The sequence below is a fragment of the Pseudomonas lactis genome (assembly GCF_001439845.1).
Lineage (GTDB): Bacteria > Pseudomonadota > Gammaproteobacteria > Pseudomonadales > Pseudomonadaceae > Aquipseudomonas > Aquipseudomonas lactis.
On record NZ_JYLO01000008.1, the window covers coordinates 152277 to 177537 of the forward strand.

The 25261-nt window shown below is 60.9% G+C and carries 15 protein-coding genes; 12 read left to right on the forward strand and 3 right to left on the reverse strand.

Features of this window, described 5'->3' with window-relative positions; all coding sequences use genetic code 11:
- The 5 genes from TX24_RS15050 (at nt 1) to TX24_RS15070 (ending at nt 12714) form a co-directional block, all read left to right on the forward strand.
- Nucleotides 1-993, forward strand: a complete 993-nt coding sequence (locus TX24_RS15050) for an AraC family transcriptional regulator (protein ID WP_003195702.1) — start codon at nt 1-3, stop codon at nt 991-993.
- 133 nt (nt 994-1126) lie between these two features.
- A complete protein-coding gene (locus TX24_RS15055) occupies nt 1127-2161 on the forward strand; it encodes a histone deacetylase family protein (protein WP_057710606.1) in 1035 nt (344 codons plus the stop codon).
- Nucleotides 2158-3249, forward strand: coding sequence for a polyamine ABC transporter substrate-binding protein (locus TX24_RS15060; RefSeq protein ID WP_057710607.1), 1092 nt, complete (start codon nt 2158-2160; stop codon nt 3247-3249). The genes TX24_RS15055 and TX24_RS15060 overlap by 4 nt, the downstream gene beginning before the upstream one ends.
- A gap of 124 nt (nt 3250-3373) precedes the next feature.
- The gene (locus TX24_RS15065; protein WP_057710608.1) at nt 3374-7963 is read left to right on the forward strand and encodes a coiled-coil domain-containing protein; all 4590 of its coding nucleotides are present in this window, start codon (nt 3374-3376) and stop codon (nt 7961-7963) included.
- 140 nt (nt 7964-8103) lie between these two features.
- Entirely contained in the window at nt 8104-12714 is a 4611-nt protein-coding gene (locus TX24_RS15070) for a dermonecrotic toxin domain-containing protein (RefSeq protein WP_057710609.1), read from the forward strand.
- Between the two features lie 7 nt (nt 12715-12721).
- Here the strand turns inward: TX24_RS15070 and pdxR are convergent, their stop codons facing one another.
- On the reverse strand, nt 12722-14260 hold the full coding sequence (pdxR, locus tag TX24_RS15075) for a MocR-like pyridoxine biosynthesis transcription factor PdxR (protein WP_057710610.1): 1539 nt from the start codon (nt 14258-14260) through the stop codon (nt 12722-12724).
- An 87-nt stretch (nt 14261-14347) separates the two neighbouring features.
- Here pdxR and TX24_RS15080 point away from each other — a divergent pair, with 87 nt between their 5' ends.
- From TX24_RS15080 to TX24_RS15090, 3 genes are read left to right on the forward strand one after another with little or no spacing between them, the layout of a single operon-like run.
- Nucleotides 14348-14986: an FMN-binding negative transcriptional regulator gene (locus TX24_RS15080; protein ID WP_003195715.1), complete on the forward strand. Its 639-nt coding sequence runs from the start codon at nt 14348-14350 to the stop codon at nt 14984-14986.
- Nucleotides 14983-15429 (forward strand): GNAT family N-acetyltransferase, encoded by a 447-nt coding sequence (locus TX24_RS15085; RefSeq protein WP_034134097.1) that lies wholly within the window; start codon nt 14983-14985, stop codon nt 15427-15429. The genes TX24_RS15080 and TX24_RS15085 overlap by 4 nt, the downstream gene beginning before the upstream one ends.
- Nucleotides 15430-15439: 10 nt before the next feature.
- Nucleotides 15440-16111 carry a GNAT family N-acetyltransferase gene (locus TX24_RS15090; protein WP_057710611.1) on the forward strand — a complete coding sequence of 224 codons (672 nt, stop codon included), beginning with the start codon at nt 15440-15442 and terminating at the stop codon, nt 16109-16111.
- A gap of 115 nt (nt 16112-16226) precedes the next feature.
- On the opposite strand, the gene TX24_RS15095 is transcribed toward TX24_RS15090, so the two are convergent.
- Nucleotides 16227-17129, reverse strand: a complete 903-nt coding sequence (locus TX24_RS15095; RefSeq protein WP_057710612.1) for a homocysteine S-methyltransferase family protein — start codon at nt 17127-17129, stop codon at nt 16227-16229.
- 114 nt (nt 17130-17243) lie between these two features.
- Between TX24_RS15095 and TX24_RS15100 the strand changes: the two genes are divergently transcribed.
- From TX24_RS15100 to TX24_RS15115, 4 genes are all read left to right on the forward strand, one after another.
- Nucleotides 17244-18065: an ABC transporter substrate-binding protein gene (locus tag TX24_RS15100; RefSeq protein ID WP_057710613.1), complete on the forward strand. Its 822-nt coding sequence runs from the start codon at nt 17244-17246 to the stop codon at nt 18063-18065.
- Nucleotides 18062-18832, forward strand: a complete 771-nt coding sequence (locus TX24_RS15105; RefSeq protein ID WP_034134101.1) for an amino acid ABC transporter permease — start codon at nt 18062-18064, stop codon at nt 18830-18832. Before TX24_RS15100 ends, TX24_RS15105 begins: the two co-directional genes overlap by 4 nt.
- 155 nt (nt 18833-18987) lie before the next feature.
- Nucleotides 18988-21954: an autotransporter outer membrane beta-barrel domain-containing protein gene (locus TX24_RS15110; protein ID WP_057710614.1), complete on the forward strand. Its 2967-nt coding sequence runs from the start codon at nt 18988-18990 to the stop codon at nt 21952-21954.
- 109 nt (nt 21955-22063) lie between these two features.
- Nucleotides 22064-23365, forward strand: coding sequence for an autotransporter outer membrane beta-barrel domain-containing protein (locus TX24_RS15115; RefSeq protein ID WP_057710615.1), 1302 nt, complete (start codon nt 22064-22066; stop codon nt 23363-23365).
- 85 nt (nt 23366-23450) lie between these two features.
- Here the strand turns inward: TX24_RS15115 and oadA are convergent, their stop codons facing one another.
- A complete protein-coding gene (gene oadA / locus TX24_RS15120) occupies nt 23451-25259 on the reverse strand; it encodes a sodium-extruding oxaloacetate decarboxylase subunit alpha (protein WP_057710616.1) in 1809 nt (602 codons plus the stop codon).
- Nucleotides 25260-25261 lie beyond the last annotated feature (2 nt).

Here is a 25261-nt window from a genome sequence, read left to right on the forward strand (position 1 = left end):
ATGCTGCATTCCCACCTCACCACCCTCAATGCCGTTTCCCTAGTGCTGCGTACCTTCGAGGTCGAAGGCTTGCCCCCTGAAGCATTGCTGGCCGGCAGCGGCATCTGTGCGGCGGATTTGAGCCGCGCCGACACGCGTATCGCCACACATCAGGAGATGCAAGTGTGTGCCAATGCCGTGGCCCATCAGCGTGATATCGGCCTGATCGTTGGACGGCGTATGCATGTTTCCTCGTACGGCCTACTGGGCTATGCCCTGCTCACCAGTGCCACTTTCGGTGACGCTTTGCGCCTGGCCCTGCGGTATCCGGCGCTGTTGGGAACACTCTTCGAACTGAGCCTGGAAGAGGACGGCGAGCGTATCTGGTTCACGGCCGGCGATTACCGCGAAAACCCGGCACTGACTGCCTTCAATGTCGAGCTGTGCCTGGGATCACTGAAGGTCATTTGCGACGACCTGCTCGGCCATCCACTGCCGTTGCTGGGCGCTCGGTTCGAGCACGATGCGCCGGATTATCAGGCCCGCTACGCCGAGAGCTTCGACTGCCCGCTGCAGTTTCAGGCTATCGCCAACGCGTTCGCCTTTGATAAACGCTGGCTCGCCCAACCTTTGCCCCTGGCCGACGCGGTCACCCACCAGGCCATGGTCGAACGTTGCCGCAAACAGAACACCGAATTCACCGGGCGCGAGGCCTGGCTGGGGCGAATCCGCCAGCTGCTGGCTGCACAATTGCACGCCGCACCTGGGCTCGATGGCCTGGCTCAGCAGATGAACTGTTCTGCGCGCACCCTGCGCCGGCACCTGCACAACCTGGGTTGCAGCTATCAGGAACTGCTCGATGAGCTGCGTTTCGAACGCGCCAAACAGTTGTTGGCTAACGGCCTGTGGCCGATCCACCGGATTGCCGAGACGCTGGGGTTCAGCGAAACGGCAAGCTTCAGGCATGCGTTCGTGCGCTGGAGCGGCGTCACGCCGAGCCAATTTCGTGCATGACGCGCCAATGAGGGGCGAATTGCGGACACACACTTTGGCCATATTGATCCCCTTTTGGCCGCTCCTGTCGTTCTCATAAACCGCGTGCGCCGCAAGACTGCACTCACGAATACAGCCTGCGGAGAACAACAACATGCTGACGATCTACTCGGACGATCACCACCTGCACCATGGCCGCTGTGAGCTGATGGACGGGCAACTGATGCCCTGCTTCGAAATGCCCTCGCGCGCCGACCATGTGCTGCAACGGGTCAAGGACCGCGAACTGGGCCCGGTGCAGGCCCCGGAGGATTTCGGCCTGGCACCGCTGCAACGTATCCACAGCCGCGACTACCTCGACTTCTTCAAAGGCGCCTGGCAACGCTGGACCGAATACGGCCAGGACGGCGACCTGCTGCCTTACACCTGGCCTGCGCGCACGTTGCGCCGCGTGTTGCCCACCAGCCTGCACGGCCAGTTGGGCTATTACAGCTTCGACGGTGGCGCGCCGATCACCGCCGGCACCTGGCAAGCGGCTTACAGCGCAGCACAAGTTGCCCTCACCGCCCAGGCCGCTATCGCCCATGGCGCCCATAGTGCCTTCGCGTTGTGCCGCCCGCCGGGGCATCACGCCGCCAGCGATTTGATGGGCGGTTATTGCTACCTCAACAACGCGGCCATCGCGGCCCAGGCGTTCCTTGATCAGGGCTGCAAAAAGGTCGCGATCCTCGACGTGGATTACCACCATGGCAACGGCACGCAGTCGATTTTCTATGAGCGCAGCGACGTGCTGTTCACCTCGATTCACGGCCATCCGGAGGCAGAGTTTCCGTTCTTTCTCGGTTATGCCGATGAGCACGGCGAAGGCGAAGGCGCGGGTTTCAATTTCAACTATCCGTTGCCGGCGGGCTCCGGCTGGCAGGTCTGGAGCGCGGCGCTGGAACAGGCCTGCGCCGAGATCGAGCGCTACGCTGCCGACATCATCGTGGTGTCCCTGGGCGTGGACACGTTCAAGGACGACCCTATCTCGCAGTTCAAGCTCGACAGCCCCGACTACCTAGCCATGGGCGCACGCATTGCGCGCCTGGGCAAACCCACGCTGTTCGTGATGGAAGGCGGCTACGCGGTGGAAGAAATCGGCATCAACGCCGTCAACGTGCTGGAAGGTTTCGAGGAAGCAGCCCAATGAACATACTCAAGTCGCTCGCCCTGTGCGCCGTGGTTGTCAGCGGCGCAGCCCAGGCCGAAGAAAAAACCCTGAAGGTCTACAACTGGTTCGACTACATCACGCCCAAGGCGCTGGAAGACTTCAAGGCCCAGCACCCGTCGATCAAGCTGGTGTACGACATCTTTGACACCAACGAAGCCCTGGAAGCCAAACTGCTCACCGGCAACTCCGGCTATGACGTGGTGGTACCGTCCAACGTGTTCCTGGCCAAACAGATCGAAGCCGGCGTGTTCCAGCCCCTGGACCGCAGCCAACTGCCCAACTGGAACCACCTCGATCCCAAGCTGATGAAGCTGATCGAGGCCAACGACCCCGGCAATCAATACGCCGTGCCCTACATGTACGGCACCATCCTGATCGGTTTCAACCCAGCCAAGGTCAAGGCGGCCCTGGGCGACAACGCCCCCGTGGACAGCTGGGACCTGATCTTCAAGGAAGAGAACATCAGCAAGCTCAAGCAATGCGGCGTCGCACTGCTGGACTCGCCCTCGGAGATCCTGCCCCTGGCCTTGCAGCACCTGGGCCTGGACCCCAACAGCAGCAACCCCAAGGACTACGACAAGGCCGAAGCCCTGTTGATGAAGATCCGCCCGTACATCACCTACTTTCACTCCTCCAAATACATGGCCGACATCGCCAACGGCGACATCTGTGTGGCGGTGGGCTATTCCGGCAGTTTCTCCCAGGCCGCCAACCGCGCCAAGGAAGCCAAGAATGGCGTGACCGTGGACATGCGCCTGCCCAAGGAAGGCGCGCCGATCTGGTTCGACATGCTCGCCATCCCCAAGGGCGCCAGCAACCCGGGCGACGCCTACACCTTTATCGACTACCTGCTGCAACCCAACGTGATCGCGCCGATCAGCGACTTTGTCGGTTACCCCAACCCCAACAAGGATGCCAGCGGGTTGGTCGAACCAGCCATTCGTAACAACCCCAACCTGTACCCGACCGACGCAGCCATGGCCACGCTCTATACCCTCAAACCCCTGGACAGCAAAGCCGAACGCGCCAGGACGCGGGCCTGGACCAAGATCAAATCCGGCAGGTAACGCCCTGCAGATTTTACAGTAGGCCTACGTAAGCACCGCCTCCCCGGCTGGCCGAGCCCTAGCATGGAAATCCCGAGCCTGGACCTCGGGTTATTTCCATCAATCGGCCAGACAGGGAAGCCTCATGACCTCAGCCGCTGCAAACACGCCCTCTACGAACGCAAAGCGCCTGGATGAACGTTCAGCGCTGTTCACCGAACTCTACGTCGGTCCCTCATTCAGGGAGACCGCGTCCCACTTGTTGCGCCAGTCGCTGCGAGAACACTACCCAACGCTGGATATTGACCCGGACATCGCCATGGTCGGTACACCCACCTGGCAATTGATCGACACTGAGATCGTCGCCGGCCCCACGCATTATCAGTCGCTCAGTGAAATCCTCGCGATACAGGCCGTCGTGGCCGAGCCCGCCCTGTACATCGAGGGCGAGCACTTTCTCACCCAGCAACCGATCGTCGAACCAGCGGTGCACCTGCCCGTGCGCATCTGTGAAATAGCCAAGACCCTCAACCTGCTGGCCCCGGTCATGCTGCGGGCCTTCCAGCAACAGCTGGTCGATTATTGGAACCAGACCAACGGCAACGGCGCTCACTGGCAGCGACTGTCGAGCGTATTGCGAGCGATCTGGAGCGTTGAGACCGCCGATGACTGGAGCGCCACCGAATGCGCCATGGCGCGCACCCTGTTCACGTCCCCCGATAAAGCCGACCGCAAGGGTAAAGACCCCTATAACCTCAAGGCCTGCCTGATTGAAATCGACCGAATCGACGCAGAACAAGTGACACACCGCAATGAGGTGGTGATCGCGGTACTGCTCGGCGAACATGAAGGGCAAACCTCGATCCTCATGCATTCGCTGCTCAAGGGTTATGAAAAATTCCCTTCGCTGGAGCAACTGGGCCATTCGCTGCCTGAGCATTTGCCGGGCTCTACCGCAAAGCAGGAAATCCATTGGCGCCTGTACGAACCCGAGGGCAATTTTTTTGATCAGCAAGCTTGCGCGTTGGTGTCTGTGCTGGTGGAGGCCGTGGGTGACATTGATTTTTCAGACGTGCATCACACCCACGCCGCTGATGTCGCAGTGGGCACGCCGCCCGCCGTCGTCCCCCTTGCGACGGATAAAAGCCCCGACCTTGCGTGGTATCAGAGCCAATTGCCCGATTGGTTGATGAATGCCTCCAACGCAGACCAGGATTTCTTCGCTCGCCACTTGAAGGACCTCGCTGCGCTGCACAGCCAGAACGACGGCCGCTCCTACCTGGACGATATCCCTTCCATCGAAGCGTACGCGTTGAAGATGGCCAAAGCGCAAATGCTCAAGGATCATCCTGACAGCGCCAACGTTCCCTTGGATAAAATCCGGCTGGAGGTAAAAAGCCCGGTCATCTGGGGCGCCTTCGTGGTGCCGGGTCAGTTCGACACCAGCACCTTCAGCGTGGCCGAGTTGGCCCTGCAGAATCTGATTGCGCTGCCGACCGGTAATCGCTCTCTCAAGACCGAAAATGGCTTCAACCTGCCCGAATGGTTGGACGCGGATTATGTTGTATCACTGGTCACCGCTGTCGATATCGGCAGCACCTATCCCGCCCTGGTCAAAGAGAAACTGCTGGATGACCCGCAGGAATCCTCGCGCCGTAAAACGCTCTTCAAACAGCACCTGCGTATCCAGCTGCCAATGCAGGCCTTGCAAGCCAAGATTCGCCAGCAGGAAGGTATCGACGAGCGTGGCTACCGTTACGTGGCCGCCGTCTTACAGGACGACCCCACTGACCGTCTAGTGGACGGACAAACCCTTGTGCTCAGGCCATTGGCTTTCCGGCCATTACGGCGCACGTCGGCTTCTTTGGACACGGTGGCTAACATGTATGTGATCGGCCCCGACGACCCGGCGGCGGGACCCTGTCTGCTGTATCGGCCGATGTTCACGCCGGCACTGATGCAGTTCCCGTCACCGGCCAATCTGATCTATGCGATCTCGCAGTCGAGCAGCCTGCGCGAGTCGGTGCTGGCCTGGCTACCGGAAGCCGTGCGCAGCGACTATGCCAATTATGTATTTCCCGGCACGCTGCCATCCCCCTGGCAGGTAGCCGATGCCCTGATAGAGCCCGATAAGCTGTGGACCATGAGCGGGCCCATGACGCTGGGTGAGCAGGTACTCAACGGCGATCGGTTCTACGCGCTGTTCAAAGCCAACGCTGATGCCTTGATCGAACTGGCCGATCGGCAATCGGTCTCCAACGCCGAAAACCGCTGGGCCACCTTCAAGCGCGCCGGTTGGCTGATCTTCAATCTCGTGCTGCCTTTTCTCGGTCGTAGCGTAGGCACGGCGGCGTGGATCTGGCAGGTGGTCGATCAACTGCAGAACTTTATCGAGGCTCAGGAACACGGTGAAAAGCAGGCCGAGTGGTCGGCGCTCACCGATGTGCTCCTCAATCTGGGCATGGCAATCACCTTGCACGTCGCCAGCCGCAGCCACCGCCCCGGTTACCCACGCAAGTCCAGGCCAGCATTGCCGAAGGCGACAACCGCCAAAGACGTCACGGTCAAACAACAGCCGTCGGCATCTCATGAGCTGCCCGCACCTCATTTGCACATCGATGGCGCAATCAAGCGCGCCCCAGGTGAACTCGTCAAACTGCTCGACAGCTTCAAGGTCAGTAAACCGCAAAACCTGGGCACCGTTGAAACTGCCGAAGGCCAGTACCAGTACCTGTACCGCCAGGCGCAGCACTACTACGCCCCCGTGGGGGAGCGCTGGTTCGAGGTGAGCGTCGGCGAGGATGAGCCGGTGGTCATCATCGATCCCAAGAAGCCTGAACGCACAGGCCCGGCATTGATCCACAACGCCAGGGGCCAATGGTTCATCGACACACGCTTGCGCTTGCGCGGCGGCGGCCCCAAGAAACAGCAGCAAAAGTCGCAGACCGACGCGCAGGCCGAGGCCGATAAGGCCCAACAGCGCTTGTCACAATTCGAGCAAGACAAGACGGCCACGCAAGAGCAACTGCAACAGGCGCGAGTGGCCATGGACGATCCTCAGGCCAGCACGTCGGCCCAGGCCCGCCGTCACACCTACCTGCAGAAACTCGAAACCCAGAGAAACAGCTACGAATCGGCGCTGCAACAACTCAAGATCTTGAACGTCTTCGCGCCGACCGCAACCTATCAGGAGCAAGCCGTTAGCTATGTAGACGCCGAGCTGAAGCTGAGCGAAACCGGGATACGCGAGGCTCAAGTCACCTTTACGCCCAAGCTCGAAGCCGTGCTGGACCAGATCAAACATCAGATCAGCCACCCGCAGGATCGTCAGATTGACGATGCCCGGGCCCTGACCGATATGAGCCAGGACATGATCGAGCGCCTCAATTACATCGAATCGCGCTTTAATCAACTCAGGGCAATGGGCAAGAAAGGCTTCGAAGCCATTCGCGAGCACCGCAAGCACTTGCCGGCCTACACCGCCCAATACCTCAGGGCCCTGCAGGTAACGATGGCGCGTAACCTGTGCGTGGACGAGAGCAGCACCACCGCACTGGATGCGTGGAATGCCATCGACCGTATTGTCGACAGCGCCGACCTGACCATCCTGAGTTTTCGTGAAAGTCTGCTGGAGCGCAGCGAGTCGCGGCTGGACGAACGCATCGAAATCCTCGCCAGCCTGGTGGAGCAATTCAACATCATTGATGAACGCCTGCAGGATTTTGCCCAGGAGTTCAACGACGTCGCGCTGACCAGCCCGCTCACACGCCTGCGTGAAAAAGTCCGTGGTTTCTACAACGAAACCGTGGGTCACCTAGAGTTGCTGCACAATGCCCGCGAAGCACTCAGAAGCCGACCCACACCGCCACCCACCCCTCCAAAAATCAGGAAAAAAATCATCTATACGCGCTACAACGGCGTTCTGATTGGGGAGCCCCGCCGCTCAGCCCTAGGCGAGGAAACCGGACTGGTGGATATCAGATCACCGCTCAACGACGAGATCATCGCGACCTTTCACGAAAAACCCGCAGGCATCTGGGTGCAGCGCGAGAGCCCCATCGAAGCATCGTCCGCCCCTACCCTTGATGTCGCCACCTGCGTCAATCAGGCACAGGATCTGTTAGACCAGTTACAAGCCTTCAAGCAACGTGCCGCCGAGCAAGCGGCCAAGCCGGAACGCAGCGCCATCGGCATCGAATGGCTGTATCACCAGCACGCGCTGAAATTGGAGCAGGCCTCGGCCAACATTGAACAGGCCTTGACCGAAGGCAATATCACCGACAGCCGCCTAGGCTCAGCGGCGGTTGTCAACAAACAACTCAGCGAAGCAGTGCAAGCCCTTTACAGCGAGGCGCGAAGCTACAAGTCGCTGTTAATCAAAAAGCACCCACCCACTGTGCAAGGTGTGGAATGGCTGATGCAAAACAACGAGATCGTCATCAAGAAAACCGTCAAGCGCCGCCGAATCAAAGGCCCTGACAAGGACTATCTGGACGAGTACACCATCAGTAACCGCAACGACCGAAGCGTGCTGTGGTATGCCCATTTCCATTACTCCACCGACTGGGTGCCCGCCAAGGCGTTTTTGCGCGCACGCCTCAAAACGCCACAAGAGCACGGGCGGGGCGAAGAAGCCGATACCCTCAACGGCCTTAGCGAGAAGCAGAAAACCGCGATCTATCTCAGCGAAATCAATCTGGACCAGGCACGACGGTTGTTTTTCAACGTGAAATAAATCACCCACCTGTGGCGAGGGTGCTTGTCCCACACTGAACGGCTGCGCCTCGACGTATCTACCGCCCTCGTCACACCGGCGCTCGCTAACTTGCCGACTCCTGATGCCCGTCCGGGCCATCGAATGCAGAGGAGCGGCACATGCCCAATGACATCGCTAACAACCACCGCCCACCCAGTACCTATGAAGTGCTCACCCAATTGACCACCGGCCCCTCCACCCGGGAAGTCGCCGCCGCCACACTGCGCTCGGCACTCAAGGAGCTGTACCCCACGCTCAACATCGATCCCGACCTGGCCGTGGTGGTCAGCCCTCAATGGCAGGTGGTCGACAACGCCATAGAGCGCGCGCCGCCCTTTGTCGAGTCACTCACTTCGGTGTTGGCACATCAGGCACTGTCCGACGAGAGAGTGACCTACATCGACGGCCAACACTTCCTCACGTTGCAACCGAACGCTGCGGTGCCTGTGCATCTGGCGGTAAAAATCGATGACATCGCCCGCCTGATCAACGAATTGTCCGACCTGCTGTTCACCGCCGCACAGGAACAGCAGTTGGACTTCTGGAACGCCTCCAACGACAGCACCGGTCCGCGCTGGCAGGCCTTTTCCAACACCCTGAAGAAGGTATGGAACATCACTGAAGAGCAAGGCCTGGGTGAACACGAATGCACCATGGCCCGTACGGTTTTCCAGGAACCCGACCGGGCCAGGCGATCGCTGAAAGACCCTTACGACAGCCATGCCTACCTGGTAGATATCGATATCCTCAAGGACGGCCAGCCCCACCACACTAGCTTTCTGGACCTCACCGTATTGGTGGGCGAGCACGACAAGCGCCAGATGGTCCTCACGTACTCGTTGGTGAACGGATACGAGACGTTCGAGTCACTGGACAAGTTCGGCGCCTCGCTGCCCGCGCGCTTGAGTGCGCCAGAGCAGGACACCACCTTGCAATGGCGCCTGTACGAGCCTGACGGCAACTTCTTCGATGCACTGGCCTGCAACTTGATTTCGCTGCAGATCCAAGCCATCGGCAGCCTGGGCGAATCCCGTCTGCCGGAGCAGATGCAGGCCCCCACCCTCGTCCGTATCATGCCCAGCATCGAAGAGATGAGCGACCATCAACTGTCGAATATCCGCGAGGTTCATCAGCAAATTCCAGATTGGCTAGCCTCGGCGACCGACTCTGATACTACCGCTTACAGCCGTTACCTGATCGACATGGCCCTCCTGCATAGCCATTACCATGGGGAGACCTTTCAGGATGGCATCCCTCCTATTCGTGACTATGCCCTGTCACAGTTGCAAAGCCGTATCCGCGCCCCCGAAAAGGACGTGAACCTGAACCTGGAAAAAGTTGAGATTGTGATCGAGAGCCCGGTGCTGTGGGGTACGTTTGTCGTTCCCGGGGCGGTGGATATCACTCGTCGCAGCCTGATCGACCTGGCCCTGGAAAACCTTACCGGCCTGCCCACCGGCAACGCGACGGTGCACTACAACGGCAAGGACAATAACGCACCCGCCTGGCTGACCTACCGTTATCTGAAAGACGTCATCGAAGACATCGACATCGGCCAGTACTACCCAGCCCTGGTCAAACAGAAACTGCTCGATGACCCGCAGCAATCGAGCCACCGACAGCAGCTCTATACCCGCCACCTGCAAATCCAACTGCCGCTGTTGGCCCTGCAGATGAAAATCCGCAATCAGAACGGCATCGATGAGCTCGGTTACCGCTACGTCGCCGCGGTGGTGCACGCCGAGGTACATGAGCGCCATGTCGACGGACAGCCAATCGTCATCCGAAACCTGGCTTTCATGCCCACCCTGCGCCCTGGCCATGAGCAAGATGTGGTCGCCAATATGTTCGTGATCGGCCCGAGGCGTTCCGAGGCTGGCCCCTGCATACTTTATCGACCCCTGATGGAACCGGCCCTGATGCAATTTGCGTCGCGGCAAAACCTGCTATACGCCATCAAACACGAGCACGCCTTGCGCGAGTCGGTGTTGGCTTGGTTGCCTGAAGCACAGCGCTTCAACTATGCCCAATACGTTTTTCCAGACACCCTGCCCTCGCCTTGGACCGTGGTGCGCGCGCTGGTAGAACCGCTCACCGTGCTTTACATGAGCGGCCCGATAACGCTGAGCGATGAAGAAGTGGGTAATGACACCCTGACGACGCTATTCAAGACCAACGCCAATGCGATGGTCGAGTTGGCTACACGCCAGTCAGTGTCCAACGTGCAAAAACGTTGGGCGACGTTGCGACATGCCGGCTGGCAGATATTCAATGCCGCCCTGCCCTTCATGGGCCGCACCCTCGGGGTTGCCGCCTGGATCTGGCAAATCATGGACGATCTGCAAGCTGCCGGGGAGGCGGTGAACAAGGGTGACCAGAGCGCTTCCTGGACAGCGTTGGCGGATGTGTTCCTCAACTTGGGCATGGCACTGACGCTGCACATCGCCCTACGCCACCCGCGCCCGCTCAAGCAATTCGATACCCCCACAACCGAGGCAGAATCCGCGACAACGACGATCGAAACAGCAGGCAAACCGGCTATTACCGAGAAAAAATACACCGCCGTACAACAGGCCACTCTTACCGACAACCAACTGCCCGCCCAGCATCAAGGCGCCGTGCACACCCGCGGTGCCCTGAGCCATAGCCGCCTGGGGCTGGGCACGACACTCGACAGCTTCAACATCGCCAAACCCGAGATGCTGGGCGAACAAGACAAGACCCCCGGTCGTCACCTGAATCTCTATCCGCTTGCAGACAAGTGGTATGCGCCGGTGGGCGAGCGTTGGTTCGAGGTGAAGGTGGATGACAACGACAGCGTCATTATCGTCGACCCCAAGGACCCCTTGCGTACCGGCCCACCGTTGATCGGCAACCTGGCGGGCCAATGGTTTGTCGACGTCCGGCTGCGGCTGCGCGGCGCAGGCCTTCGAAAACAACGCCGAGCCGTCAAGGTCAACCAAACTGAGCGCATCCCGCAACTTAAGGCCCAGCTCAACACCTTTGACGCAGTTGCCGCCAGTAAACAGCTGGACGTACTTGAATCAATGCCTGCGCCGGACGCAACTCCCGGCCCTTCCACCGACCTGCGGCGTGCGTCGTTCATCGGCAAAGTCGATAGCCGGATGACGGAGTACGACGAAGCGATCAGCCAGTTGAAGTCGTTGAGTACCATCGACGCCGTACCTACCTATCAGAGCAATATGAGCGGGTATCTGAAACAACAGGTGCAACTGACACAGCTTGCCTTGCAACAGCAGTTGGTGAGCTACCAAGTTGCCTTGAGGGCGTCATCTTCAATCCTCGAAGCGGAGGTAGACATTGACTACAAACGCCAGGCAAGCACCGCACAAGCCCTGTCCATTCAGAACCAGGCGATCCTCGAGCGTTTGACCTTCATAAATGATCGGTTCGACGATCTCGAAGAGCTGGGGGATGCAGGCGCCGCAGTCATTCTGAAAAGCAAGCAGGAGTTACCGCAGCTCAATCTCGATGAACTCAAATCCCTGGAAATCGGCTTGGTCCGTTACCTGTGTATCGATGAAGAGCAGCGCCAGATTCCCGCCACGCTACGTGAACGGATGGGCCAGATCGCCGATACCGCCGAACTCAACGTCGAAAGTTTCAGTGAGATGATGGAACGGGCCGACAGCACGTCGCTGGAGGAGCGTATTGACGTACTCAACAGCCTGGTTGAGCAATTTTCCAGCGCTGATGAACGCCTGCTGGACCTGCATGCCGATTACCCGCAGCACTTGCTCAAAAGCCGTTTGGAAAGTTTTCGCCAGCAGATTGACGAGTTCAAGCAGCGGGCCGTGCACGACCTGGCACAGTTGCTCAGAGAGAGAAAAAACCTGGAGCCCAAACCCGGTAGCTCAAAGGCAAAACCACCACCACGGCGCAAAGTGATCAAAACGCGCCATCACGGCTTGGTGATGGGCGAACCGCGTGAAAGCGACAGTACGCTGGTCGATGTCAAGACAGGCATGACCGGCAAGGTGATCGCCACGTTCCACGAGAAGGCACCCGGTGTTTGGGTCAAGAGGGAGAAAACCCCGTCACAGCAGCCCACGCCTGCCACCGTGGACCTGGACATCAGCATCAACGCAGGCCAAGCGTTGTTGGATGGCGAACAAGCGGAAATCCGCAAATACCAGAGCTTCACCAAGAAACCCTGGCATGCCCCGCAGGACATTCAAGATATGTTCGATGGCTATGCAAGAGACTTGGAAAGAGCCTCAAACAACATCGAAGAAGCCCTGACCCAGCGCAACCTCACCGAAAGCGATCATACTTCCGCCGCCACGACCAACCGCGACCTCAGCGATGCCGCGCAACGCTTCTATCGGCTAGGCAGAAAAACCTACATCGAGATGATCAAGCATCAAGCACCCACCGCCGAGCGTGTCGAGTGGCTGCACAGCCAAGGGCTGATCAGTATCGTCAAGGTCGTCAGCCGCCGTGCCCTGAAAGGGCCCAACAAGGACTATCTGGACGAGTACGAGATTCGCGATAAAGAGAGCGGCACGGTGCTGTGGTATGCGCACTTTCACTATGACGCCAAAGGTGCGGCGCTGGAGGACTTCACCGCAGACCACCTGAAGACCCGCGAACAACAACGCTTAGGAGGTGCTCGCCAGCGTACCGGCCCCAGCGACTGGGACACCATCGAGATTCACCGCCGCAGGATTGGTAAACCACTGGCCACTTCACTGTTCTTCAAAAGCTGAACGCGTTTTACGGCAACCACGCCTGGCGCAAACGGGCCAGCGCTTGTGCGATGTCGGCTTCGGGCACGGCGGCGAAACCCATCACTAGGCCGGCACGCTGGTCCGGCGGTGGGCTGGGGCCGGTCAGCCAATAGCTGCTCAGGCCGTTGATTTCCACAGCGGCCGCGTGGGCCTGAGTGAGTAGCGCCTGCTCACGGGCCAGGCTATCCACGCGCACCGTCATGTGCAGCCCCGCCGCCACACTGGGCAAGACGCCGACGCCGGGCAACCCGTCGGGCCAACCGGCCAGCAAGGCATTGCGTCGGCTCAACGCAGCGCGACGCATGCGGCGAATGTGACGCTGGAAATGCCCCGTCGCCATGAACTCGGCCATCACCGCCTGGGTGCTGACTTCGGAATGACGCATATCCACGGCGCGGCGCCGGGTGAAGGCTTGCACCAGGCCTGGTGGCAACACCAGGTAACCCAGGCGTAACGCCGGAAACGCCACTTTGCCGAAGGTGCCGACGTACAGCACGCGGCCATTGCGATCCAGCGCAGCCAACGGTGACAGCGGCGCACCACTGTAGCGGTACTCGCCGTCGTAATCGTCTTCCACGATCCAACCGCCTGAACGTTCGGCCCAGGCCAGCAATTCCAGGCGTCGTGCCAGGCTCATCACCACGCCCAGCGGATACTGATGGGAAGGCGTGACATACGCCACGCGGCAATCATTGAAGGTACTGAGCACCTGGCAATCCATGCCCTCACCGTCCACCGGCACGCCGTGCAGTCGCCCCCCGGCCAAAGCGAATGCATGGCCAGCCGCACGATAGCCAGGGTTTTCAACCGCCACGCCGTCTCCAGGCTCTACCAGCAACTGTGCACAAAGGCTGATGGCCTGCTGTGCGCCACTGGTGATCACAATTTGTTCAGCCGTGCATTGCATGCCCCGCGAGCTGCGCAGGTACGCGGCGATCAAACCGCGCAGGCGGCCATCGCCTGCCGGGTCGCCATAGCACAGCTGTTCCAGGTCGGGCTTGCGCCAGAACGCCCCATTCAGCTTGGCCCAGACCTCAAACGGGAACAGGTCGAAGGCGGGTACGCCCACCCGAAATGCCCGAGGCGGTCCCAACGGCGGCTGTGGCAGATGGTGGTCTTTCACCCGCGCCAACCCGGCACTGTGGATAACTTCGTCATCCAGATCCTCGGGCAAATTCGCCCATTTTGTGGATAACCCTGGGGATAAGCCTGTTGACAACCCTGTGGATACTTTTGTGGATAATTTTTTGGCCATCGGCAATTGGGCAACATAGGTGCCATCACCGACCCGGCTTTCGATAAACCCCTCCGCGTACAGCTGATCGTAGGCGCGCACCACGCTGTTGCGGGAAATCGACAATGCCGCCGCCAGATCGCGGGTCGCGGGCAGCCGCGTGCCACTGACCAATCGCCCATCCAATACCCGCTGGCGCAGGGCCTCATAAAGCTGGCGCGTGAGGCCCTGGCGGCGGTCCAACTCGATACCGGCAGGGTTGAAGGACAACGGCGGCGAAATGGGCGGCATATTGGACCTATGAAATTAGCGCTAGATGGCTCTTACAACGAACCAATAGCCTGCCTAGGATGCAGGCATTCGCCAAGGAAAATCTCCATGTACACACCCCGCGCCTTTGCTCTCGATGACTTGCCCGAAATCCAGCAACTGATCCAGCACACCCGCTTGGCGCAGTTGGTCACCGTGGGTGAAAACGGCCTACAAGCCAGCCATTTGCCCTTGCTGCTCAACCCCGATGAAGGTCCCAACGGCACGCTGTACGGCCACTTGGCCAAGGCCAACCCGCAATGGCGCGAGCTGCAAAACGGCAGTGAGGCACTGGTGATCTTCGCGGGTGCCGAGGCCTATATCAGCCCGGCGTTTTACCCCGCCAAGGCCGAGCACGGCAAAGTGGTGCCAACCTGGAACTACATCGCCGTGCACGCCTATGGCAAGCCCGAAGTGTTCAGCGACGCCGAGCGCTTGCTCAAGGTGGTCACGGCTCTTACCGACCGCCATGAAAGCGGCCGCGCCCAGCCCTGGCGTGTCAGCGACGCACCGGCGGACTACATTGACGGCATGCTCAAAGCCATCGTCGGCTTCGCCCTGCCGATCGAGCGCCTGGTGGGCAAACGCAAACTCAGCCAGAACCGCAGCGCCGCCGACATGGCCGGTGTACGTGATGGCCTGGCCGCCAGTGCCGATGTACGCGACCAGACCCTGGCCCGCTTTATTCCCCAAGGAGTTTCAGAATGAGCTTGATCGACATTCGCCAGGTCAGCGCCGCCGACCACGCCGCCTGGCTGCCGCTGTGGCAGGCGTACTTGAAGTTCTATAACACCGAACTGCCGGACGCCGTCAGCCAGAGCACTTGGCGGCGCCTGATCGACCCCAGCGAGCCGACCCATTCGGCACTGGCCTGGCAGGACGGCAAGGCGGTGGGCATGGTCAACTTCATCTACCATCGCTCCAACTGGAGCATCGAGAACTCCTGCTACCTGCAGGACTTGCTGGTAGACCCGGCCCAACGTGGCACGGGCGTGGGTCGCAAGCTGATCGAATTCGTCTACGCCACCGCCAAGGCCGATGGCTGCTGCAAGGTGCACTGGTTGACCCATGAGACCAACGCCACGGCGATCCAGCTCTATGAGCGCATCGCCGAACGCCCAGGCTTCATTCAATTTCGCAAAGGTCTCTAAGGAGCGCAGCATGACTACTTCCCTCGCCGACTGGAAAGGCGCCCCGGCGCCCAGCGCGCACCTGCTTGAAGGGCGCTTTATCCACCTGGAAAAGCTCGACCCGGCGCGCCATGCCGACCAACTGTGGCAAGCCCTTGAAGGCCCAGGGGCCGACCCGAAGCTGTGGGATTACTTGCCCTACGGCCCGTTCACCGAACGCAGTGCCTTCGACGCCTGGTTGAACAATCACGCCGCCCACAGCGACCCGTACTTTTTCAGCGTGATCGACCGTGCGACGGGCCAGGTTCAGGGCATCCTCAGCCTGATGTCCATCGTCCCGGCGCAAGGCCGTATCGAAATCGGCCACGTTACCTTCGGCGCGCCGATGCAGCGCTCGCCGAAAAGTACTGAAGCGGTGTACCTGCTGGCCAAGTATGCGTTCGAGCAGGGCTACCGTCGGCTGGAGTGGAAGTGCAACAACGGCAACGCGCGGTCCAAGTACGCGGCCGAGCGGTTGGGGTTCAGTTTTGAAGGGGTGTTCCGCCAGCACATGGTGGTCAAGGGACAGAACCGCGATACGGCGTGGTATTCGATCCTGGATTCGGAATGGCCGAAGGTCGGTGCCGGGTTTGAGGCGTGGTTGTCGGAGGCGAACCAGAGTGATTCGGGCCAGTTGAAGACACTCACAGAGTGTCGGGATTAATGCTCACATCTGTGGGAGCTGGCTTGCCTGCGATACAGACACCTCGGTGTATCAGGCAAAACCCGTTGATGCCATCGCAGGCAAGCCAGCTCCCACAGTTTTGACCAGCGGTGAATCAGTGGGTCAGGCGCTGGGCCAGCACCGCAATATGCTCCGGCCCGATGCCGCAGCACCCACCCAAATGGCTGGCGCCGCGTGCTTGCCAATCCGCCGCCCATTGCAAGTAGCCGGGCGGGTCGAGGTCGTCGCGCAACGGGTCCAGGCCGTCGTTGGCCGTGGCTTCCTTGGGTTGCGGTGGGAAGGCATTGGCGTAGGCGCCAATCTGGATGGCCACGCCCAGTCGGTCGAAGGTCTGGCGGGCAGCATCAATCGCCGCGCCGATCACTTCCGGCTGGCTGCAGTTGAACAGCAATACCTGCACGCCCAGTTGCGCCGCCGCCTCGGCTGCGTCCGCCACCGGTTCGCCGGAGCGCAGGCGCGGCACCTCGTCGGTGTCTTCGTCTTTCAAGGTAAACGACAGCCAGAACGGCTTCCCATCTTTAGGCAGCCCGGCATGGATCGCCCGTGCTTCAGCGATCGAGCTCTGGGTTTCCGCCAGCCACAGGTCTACATGCGGGGCCAGGCCGTTCACCAACGGTGTCAGCAACTCACTGACGCGCTCGGCCTGGAACAGATCAGGGCGATAAGAGCCAAACAGCGGCGGCAATGAGCCGGCTACCTGCACGGCTTTACCGGAGGCCTGCACCGCCCGTCGCGCCAACTCGCCGGCCAACGCGGCCAACGCCTGGCCTTCTGCGGCAAACCGCTTTTCGCCAATATGGAACGGCACCACCGCGTAACTGTTGCTGGTGATTACATTGGCACCACTGTCGATGTAGGCCGCGTGCACCGCCTCCACCGCTTGCGGCGCTTCGCTCAAGGCCAGTGCCGACCATTCCGGCTGACGGAACGGCGCGCCACGGCGTTGCAGTTCACGGCCCATGCCGCCATCGAGAATTACTGTGCTTACTGCGCCCATATGCTTTTTACTCATATGCTTATGAAAATAACTCACTATGAGAGTCGTTCTTATAACTATTTAATGCGTACCGTTCGGTTAATAACAACCTCTTTTTTATTCAGGTGTTCGATTTTGAAATTCAGACCGCTGTTGGCCCTGGGCCTGACGATGTTGGCTGCTTCAACCCAAGCCTTTGGCGGTGCCACGCTGGATCGTGTCGAGCAGAAGAAAGAACTGGTCGGCGTGCTGATGGAAAGCTATCCGCCGTTTTCATTTCTCAATGACCAGAACCAGCTCGACGGTTTCGACGTGGACGTGGCCAAGGCCGTGGCACAAAAACTGGGCGTGAAGTTGCGCCTGGAAACCCCGTCCTGGGACGTGATCGCCGCCGGCCGCTGGAGCGGGCGCTACGACATCTGCATCTGCTCCATGACCCCAAGCAAGGCACGCGCCGAGGTGTTCGACTTCCCGGTGGAGTACTACGCTTCGCCGGCCGTGATCGTGGTCAATGCCAAGGACGATCGCATCCACGAAGCCCGGGACCTGAGCGGCAAGAAAGTCGGCCTCACCAGCGCCTCCAGCTACGAAAGTTACCTGAACAAGAACCTGGTGATCGAAGGGGCCGAAGACACGCAGTTGCAGTACCCGTTCGAGGATGTGCAGATCGCCCCGTACGACACCGACAATGTGGCATTCCAGGACCTGGGCCTGGGCGCCGGCGTGCGCCTGGACGCGATCCTCACCAACCTGGTCACCGCGCAGCCGCGCCTGAGCCAGGACAAGCGCTTCAAGCTCGCCGGTGCGCCGCTGTACTCGGAGCCCAACTCGGTGGCCATCGAGAAAGGCGACCCGCAGTGGGACAGCAAAGTGCGTGAGGTCTTCGCCCAGCTCAAGCAGGACGGCACCTTGAGCGCGCTGTCGCAAAAATGGATCGGCGCCGATATCAGCCGATGAGTTTTCGCCTACGGCTTTACCTGACCTGGGCGGCGCTGTTCGGCCTGTTTGCGAGTTTCTTCCTGAGCTTTGACCTGAAGTTCTCGATCATCCTCGACAAGCTGCCCAACCTGGTCGGCCTGCACCTTGCGCCCAACGGCTTCCTGCAAGGTGCGGCGCTGACGCTGTTCTTGTGCCTGTGCGCCATCGTCGCCTCGTCGGTGCTGGGCTTTATCACCGCATTGGGGCGCCTGTCCAAAAGTGCGGTGGCGTTCGGCATCGCCAGTTTCTACGCCTCGTTCTTTCGCGGCACGCCGCTGCTGATCCAGATCTTGTTGATCTACTTGGGCCTGCCGCAACTGGGGCTGGTGCCAGGCGCCATCGTCGCCGGCATCATCGCGCTGTCGCTGAATTACGGCGCCTACCTGAGTGAAATTTTCCGCGCCGGCATCCTCGGCGTGCCCCATGGCCAACGCGAGGCCGCGCTGGCCCTGGGCATGCGCGACAGGGCGATCTTCTGGCACGTGACCCTGCCCCAGGCCATGCGCACCATCATCCCGCCGGCCACCAACCAGTTCATCTCGATGCTCAAGGACTCCTCCCTGATCTCGGTGATGGGCGTGTGGGAAGTGATGTTCCTGGCACAGTCCTATGGCCGCTCGAGCTACCGCTATATCGAGATGCTCACGACGGCGGCGATCATTTATTGGGTGATGTCCCTGGGGCTGGAATTGATCCAGGCGCGCATGGAGCGGCATTTCGGCAAGGGCTACGTGCGGCGCGGTTGACGTGCAGAATGTGCAATATATTGCAGCGCTCAGGCTGAATAGGCTCAAGGATCTGCAATAGATTGCATATTCATTGTCGTCATCTTTTCGACACATTCCTGCAACTCCCCTCCGCTATACAGGTCGACTCGCTTGCCATAACAAGGTCGCCCAGCATGCCCCCGTCTCCACAACGCCTCGCGCTCGCCATCACCCTGTTGGCCGGCGGTGGTTTCATCGAAGCAGCCGCAGCCAAGACCCTGCAGATCGACACGCCTACCACCCAGGGGCAAACCCTGGGTGGCAGTGATACGTTGACCACGTCGGCGCCTGGCAGCATTACAACCTCCGGGGTAGCAGTGACGCTCAAGGACGGCACCCGCAGTGCGGGGGTGGTGGTGACTAACGCGGGCAAGCTGGTCTCCAGTGGCGGCCGGGGTATCGACAGTTCGGGCAGTGTCAGCGGGGAGCGCAGGTACAGCATTTACAACCTTGCCGGTGGGGTGATCCAAGGCGCCAATGATGCGTTGCGCATCAACAGTAACGTTGCCAGCGGCAGCGTGCTGATCGACAACAGCGGCACCATTCGCTCGGCCACCGGCCAAGGGCTGGACCTGGATGCGCTGCGCAGCAGTAACGTCACCACCACGATCATCAACCGTGCCGGTGGCTTGATTCGCGGGGAGGCCAGCGACGGCATGAAGACCGGCGCCAACGCTTCTATCACTAACTACGGCGAGATCTCCACTGGCGACACCTTCTCCCGCGATGACAAGTTCGATGGCGTGGACATCGACTCCGCCAGCGGCGTGACGGTCACCAATTACGGCCTGATTTCCGGTGGCCGCCATGGCATCACCACGGACGAGGGCGCCACGCTGACCAACTACGGCACGGTGATCGGCCGCAACGGCTCGGGCTTTGGTTCCGATGGCGACGGCACTGTGGTCAACCACGGCACCATCATAGGCGCGTTCTCCGGCCTGCAACCGGATGGCGACGGTGACGGTGTGGACATCGACAAGATCGCCCATATCGAAAATTACGGTGTTATCCAGGGTGTAGGCGCCGGGGGTGTCGACAAGAACGGCTTCGCCAACGGCAGCGAAGGGATCGCCCTGGGCGGTGGCTCTCTCTACAACGCCAAAGGCGCGCTGATCAGTGGTGCCAGCAATGCCATCCTGGTGGACGACGGCAGCGACGGGCCGGGGCTCGCGGCCACCACCCTGGAGAACCACGGCACGATTGAAGGCCTGGATGGCTTTGGCGTGAAGTTCGTCGGCAACTATGCCGACACGGTCATCAACAGCGGCACCATAAGCGGCAGTAATGGCCTGGCCCTGGATTTGGGCGGCGGCGATGACCAGCTGATCTTGCGTAACGGCAGCCGCTTTATCGGCACGGTGGACGGCGGCAGCGGTTACGACCGACTGACCCTGGACGACGTCGCCGGTGGCAGTTTTGGCGACAGCCGCAACCTCGAACGGTTGGAGGTCAAGCAAGGCACCTGGACGTTGACCGGCCAGGGTGACTTCAGCGACGGCGGCGAGATTTCCAGCGGTGCCACGCTGGTCAACCAAGGCGGCATTGCCGGTAACGTGACGGTCGACGCAGGCGGTGTGTATGCCGGCGGCGGCTCGGTGGGCAGCCTGCTGGTCAACGGCACTCTGCAGACCAACACCGTATTGGGTACCGCCAGCATCAGCCGTGACTTGCGCATGGGCAGCGGCTCGACCCTCGCCTATGGCGTCAACGCCGACGGCAGTAGCGCACCGATCAAGGTCGGCGGCACCGCTTACCTTAATGGGGCGACGCTGACGGTCAACCCCGGCGAAGGCACCTACCCCTGGCAAAGCCACTACAGCGTGCTGCAAGCCGGCAGCATCAATGGCACGTTTGGCAAGGTCACCAGCGACTACGCCTTCCTGACCCCGACCCTGGATTACAGCGCCACTCAGGTCGGCCTTACGTACACCCGTAACGACATCGCCTTCAACCAGTTCGCCAGCACCGGCAACGGCGCCAGCGCCGCCAACAGCCTGGCGGGCCTGGGCACGACCAACCCGCTGTACAACGCCCTGCTCAATACCACCACCGGCACAGCCGGTGCCGCTATCGAGCAACTGGCGGGCAGCAGCACCGCCAACCTCACCAGCGCCACCCTCAATGCCAGTGCGCAAGTGGGCAACAGCATGCTCGCCGCCATGCACAAGGTGGGCGGCGGTGCGGGACTGCTGGTAGGGCTCAATGACAAAGATACACCGGTACTGGCCGCCACCGGCGTGCCCGCCGAGGTGCGCAACCTCAATGACCCGAATGCCCGCGGCCGACTGTGGCTGCAAGGCATCGGCAGCTACGGCAAGCTTGATGGCGAGCACGGCAGCAACGGCTTGACCCAACGCACCAAAGGCACAGTGCTCGGCGCCGATTGGGCGCTGGACAGCGACTGGCGCTTGGGTGTGCTAGGGGGTTACTCCAAGACCGACCTGGACACCACCGGTGTCGACGGCAGCGTCGACAGCTGGCACGCCGGCGTCTATGCCCTGCGCCAGAGCGGCCCATTGGCGTTGCGACTGGGTGCGGCCTACAGCGGGCACCAGGGCGACAGTAAACGCACGCTGGCCTTCAGCGGTTTTAACGACCGCGCCAAAGGCGACTATGACGCCAACAGCCAGCAGGCTTTCGCTGAACTGGGCTACGCCATGGGCAGTGGTCGCTTGAGCGCAGAGCCGTTCGCCAACCTCGGCTACCAGCGCTATCAGCGCGACGGTTACAACGAAAAAGGCGGCGCCGCTGCGTTGCACGTGGAAGGCCAGACCCAGGACAACTTCAGCAGTACCTTCGGCCTGCGCCTGGCCCACCTGAGCCAGCTGGACAACGGCGTCAGCCTCACACCCCGTGCCAGCCTTGGCTGGAAACATACCTATGGCGATGTCGACAGCACCACACGCCAGGCTTTCCTGGCCGGTGGCACCGCCTTCAATGTGCAAGGCAGCGCCCTGGACCGCGACAGCCTGTTGCTCGAAGCAGGCCTGGACGTAGGCTTATCCGCCCGTCATCGCCTGGGCTTGGGCTATACCGGCGAAGTGGGCAGCAACAGCCGCAACCATGCGCTGACCGGCCAATGGCAGATGAGTTTTTAATCGCACCGTACTAGAGACAACTCCCGCACATCAGCGGTCGATAGCCTGACAGTTATCCCCCCGCACCTCGCCTAAATTCCCGGCCTCATTCATCAGAGGTTGGGAATTCATGCGCTTTACACTTCAAAGAATCGCGATAGTCATCAGCCTGGCAGTGGCCGCCAGTTTTCAGCCCGCCCATGCGCGAGGCGATATCGAATACAGGCCCTACGGGAGCTATCCCTACGACGCCGCCGACGATAGTTGGGCATTCCTGTCGGCGTTCGAAGCGCCGCCCCTTCCACCGCCCTTCGACGGATTCCTCACCCAACAGGCCACGTCGCACAATGGCTTGCAGGTTGCCAAGGTGCTGGAGCCGGCATTGATTCAACTCGTGGCCTCCGGCGAACTTAACTCGCAAGAGCTCAAGGAATTGCAGAAATCATTCGAGCAATTGAGCAATCAGCCCGGCGGAATCGGCGCAGCCCTCGAGCAACTGGCCGCCAGCCAAAACGCCAACCTGGCCACCGCAACCCAGGCCACCACCCAGCACCTGAGCCGCCAATTGCTCTCCACCCTGCGCACACTGCCCACGGACGACGAAGGCCACTTCTGGGTGCAAGGCCTGGGCAACGGCGGCAGCCTAGACGCACAACACGGTAGCGCCGGCTTGAAACACGATACCCAAGGCCTGTTGCTGGGCGCCGACTGGGCGGTCGACCATGCCTGGCGGGTGGGTGTCATGGGCGCCAAGACCTCTAGCCGCTTGGATGCCCCGCGTTATGCCGCCGACCTGGACAGCTGGCACTTGGGCGGCTACGCCGTGCGCCAGGACGGCCCCTTCGCCCTGCGCCTGGGGGCGATCTACAGCAACCATGCCGGGCAGAACAAACGCAGCGTCAGCCTGCTCAATTACCACGACTCGCTCAAAAGCAAATACAACGCTAGCAGCCAGACCCTGTTCTCCGAACTGGGCTATCAATTGGGCAGCGGTGATTCCACTGTCGAACCCTTCGTCGGTCTCGGCTACCAACGCTATCAGCGCGACCGTTTCAAAGAGAGCGGCGGCGTGACCGCATTGAACGTCGGCCCACAAACCCAGCGAAACCTGAACAGCACCTTTGGCCTGCGCCTGGCAACGCTGTATCGCTTCGACAACAACATGAGCCTCACGCCCCACCTCAGCACGAGCTGGAAACACCTCTACGGCGACGTCAACAGCCAGGTCCGCCAAACCTCGCGCTATGCGCCGGGTCTGATCGACGGTTACACCATCACCGGCACCGCCCTGGACCGCGATAGCTTTGACTTGCAAGCGGGCCTGGACCTTGCCTTGTCCAAACAACACAGCGTCGGCCTGACTTACACCAGCCAAGCCGGCAACCATGGCCACGACCAAGGTCTGACCGGCCAGTGGAAAATGAGCTTCTAACCCTGCCAAACACTTAAATTGCAGGCGAAAAAAAAGGGGAGCACCTGCCCCCCCGAGGATTAAACGTTAGTCTCGAAGGCTGTGATCAGCCTTCGATCTCAATCAGGATTTCGCCAGGGTTCACCCGGTCGCCCTTGGCCACATGTACAGCGCTCACCTTGCCGGCAATTGCTGCCTGCACTTCGGTTTCCATCTTCATGGCTTCGGTAATCAGCACGGCCTGGCCAGCCTTGACCACGTCGCCGACCTTGACCAGCACATCGACGATATTGCCCGGCATCGCCGTGCTGACATGGCCCGGTTCGGTCGCGTGCTTGCGCTTGCTGCCGCCGCTGCTGACAAACTCGTTGAGCGGTTCGAACACCACTTCTTCCGGCATGCCGTCGATGGACAGGTAGAAGTGGCGCTTGCCTTCGGCCTTCACGCCGACACCGGTGATATCCACGCGGTAGCTTTCGCCGTGCACGTCGATAACGAATTCGGTCGGTACGCCTTCGCCGCCAGCACGGGCCACGCCGCCCGCTTCCGGGATCGGCAACAGCACTTCAGGAGCCAGGGTGCCGGCGTCGCGTTCTTCGAGGAACTTGCGCCCGATGTCCGGGAACATAGCGTAGGTCAGCACGTCTTCTTCGGACTTGGCCAGTGCGCCGATTTCGCCGCGCAGCTTGGTCATTTCCGGCTTGAGCAAATCCGCCGGGCGCACGTCGATCACGTCTTCGCTGCCGATGGCCTGGCGGCGCAGTTTTTCGTTCACCGTGCCCGGCGCCTTGCCGTAACCGCCTTGCAGATAGAGCTTCACTTCGTTGGTGATGGTCTTGTAGCGCTCACCGGCCAGCACGTTGAAGAACGCCTGGGTGCCGACGATCTGCGAGGTCGGCGTTACCAGCGGCGGGAAGCCGAGGTCTTCACGCACCCGCGGGATCTCGGCCAGCACTTCGCTCATGCGGTTCAGAGCGCCCTGCTCCTTGAGCTGGTTGGCCAGGTTGGAGATCATCCCGCCCGGCACCTGGTTGACCTGCACACGGGTGTCGACGGCGGTGAATTCGCTCTCGAACTGGTGGTACTTCTTGCGCACGGCGTAGAAGTACAGGCCGATCTCTTGCAGCAGTTCCAGGTCGAGGCCGGTATCGAACTCGCTGCCTTTAAGGGCAGCGACCATCGACTCGGTGCCCGGATGGCTGGTGCCCCAGGCAAAGCTGGAGATGGCCGTGTCGATATGGTCGGCACCGTTTTCGATGGCCTTGAGTTGGCACATCGCGGCCAGGCCGGCGGTGTCGTGGGAGTGGATAAAGATCGGCAGGTTCTGCTCGGCTTTGAGTGCCTTGACCAGCTCGCCAGTGGCGTAGGGCGTGAGCAGGCCAGCCATGTCCTTGATCGCGATGGAGTCGCAGCCCATGGCTTCCAATTGCTTGGCCTGGGCCACGAACGCCTCAACGGTATGCACCGGGCTGGTGGTGTAGGCGATAGTGCCTTGTGCATGTTTGCCAGCGGCCTTGACCGCTTCAATGGCCACGCGCAAGTTACGCACGTCGTTCATTGCATCGAAAATGCGGAACACGTCGATACCGTTGACCGCCGCCTTGGCCACGAAGGCTTTGACCACGTCGTCGCTGTAATGGCGGTAGCCCAGCAGGTTCTGGCCGCGCAGCAGCATTTGCAGGCGTGTGTTAGGCAGCGCGGCGCGCAGTTGGCGCAGGCGCTCCCACGGGTCTTCCTTGAGGAAGCGCACACAGGCGTCGAAGGTCGCGCCGCCCCAGACTTCCAGGGACCAGTAGCCGACTTTGTCGAGCTTCTCGCAGATCGGCAGCATGTCGTCGGTGCGCATGCGGGTAGCCAGCAACGATTGGTGGGCGTCGCGCAGGATGGTGTCGGTTACGAAGATCTTCTTGCTCATTG